General features: G+C 67.7%; 1 protein-coding gene. It reads left to right on the top strand.

The window, feature by feature from the left end:
* Positions 1–72: 72 nt before the first annotated feature.
* Positions 73–1,322 (top strand): IS3 family transposase gene (locus tag ACFW1I_RS38360; protein ID WP_384678811.1). Its coding sequence is split into 2 segments (ribosomal slippage): positions 73–409 and positions 409–1,322, totalling 1,251 coding nucleotides; the frame shifts between segments, so codons are not numbered across the junction.
* Positions 1,323–1,358 lie beyond the last annotated feature (36 nt).

Raw genomic sequence — 1,358 nt, 5'->3', positions numbered from 1 at the left:
GGGGCCTCCCCCTGAGTGGTGGACACGCTGATACTGGATCTGCTTGATCCGGAGGAAGCGAGAAGACCGCCGATGGCGATGAAGGACTATTCGGGCGAGTTCAAGGCCGATGCCGTGGCCCTGTACGAGTCCACACCCGGGGCGACGTACAAGAGCATCGCCGCTGACCTGGGTATCAACCGGGCCACCCTGCGTGAGTGGGTGCTGCGGGACCGCGAATGCCGTGGCGTCGCCACCACCGTCCCCGCACCGGCCGGGCAAGCAGCGGTCCGGACAGAAAAGACGACACCGTCCGCCGATCCGGACGAGCGGATCCGGCAGCTCGAGGCCCGGGTGGCCGAGCTCGAGGCGAGCGAGCGGAAGCTGGCGACCGAGCGGGACATACTCCGCAAGGCGGCCAAGTATTTCGCGGGCGAGACGAACTGGTGAGAAGCCGCTTCCAGTTCGTTGACGACCACCGGGACACCCACGAGGTGAAGCGGCTCTGCGAGGTCCTGGAGGTCAACCGGTCCAGCTACTACAAGTGGGTCGCCGGCGCTGAGGCCCGGGCCGCCCGGCGACGCGAGGACCGGCTCCTGGCCGAGAAGATCCGAGAGATCCACGGCGAATCCCGTGGAACCTACGGCTCGCCGAGGGTGACGTCCGAACTCCGTGAGAGGGGTCTACGGGTCAATGAGAAGCGCGTCGCACGGGTGATGCGGACGTTCTCGATCACCGGCATCCGCCTGCGCAGACGCGTCCGCACCACCGTCCCGGACCCGGCAGCCTCACAGGTTCCGGACCTGTTCCAACGGGACTTCACCGCCGCCGAACCCGGCCTGAAATACATGGGGGACATCACTTATCTCCCACTCGCGGGCGGGGAGTTCATCTATCTCGCGACCGTGCTGGACTGCTTCAGCCGCAAGGTCGTCGGCTGGTCCATCGCCGACCACATGCGCACCGGCCTCGTCACCGACGCCCTGCGGATGGCAGCCGCGACCCGCGGCGGCCTCGACGGGGCGGTGTTCCATTCCGATCACGGGGCCCAATACGGCTCGAGGGCCTTTGCCGACCTCTGCGACCAGCTCGGTGTCACCCGGTCCATGGGCGCGGTCGGCACCAGCGCGGACAACGCGGCCTGCGAGAGCTTCCACGCGTCCCTGAAACGCGAGACTCTTCAGGGAGCCCGCGACTACGGCGACACCGCCACCTGCAGGACAACGGTCTTCGGCTGGCTGACCCGCTACAACACCCGCCGCCGGCACTCCGCCAACGGCCACCTCAGCCCCAACGAATACGAACGCCGACACCACGCGGCTAAGCTCACACTCGCCGCGTGATCACCGAAGCGTGTCCACCATCACGGGGGAAGGCCC

The sequence above is a fragment of the Streptomyces sp. NPDC058955 genome, assembly GCF_042741435.1.
In the GTDB taxonomy this organism is placed as follows: Bacteria; Actinomycetota; Actinomycetes; order Streptomycetales; family Streptomycetaceae; genus Streptomyces.
The sequence above is the reverse complement of the archived record's forward strand: the minus strand, read 5'-3'. Positions and strand labels throughout refer to the sequence as shown.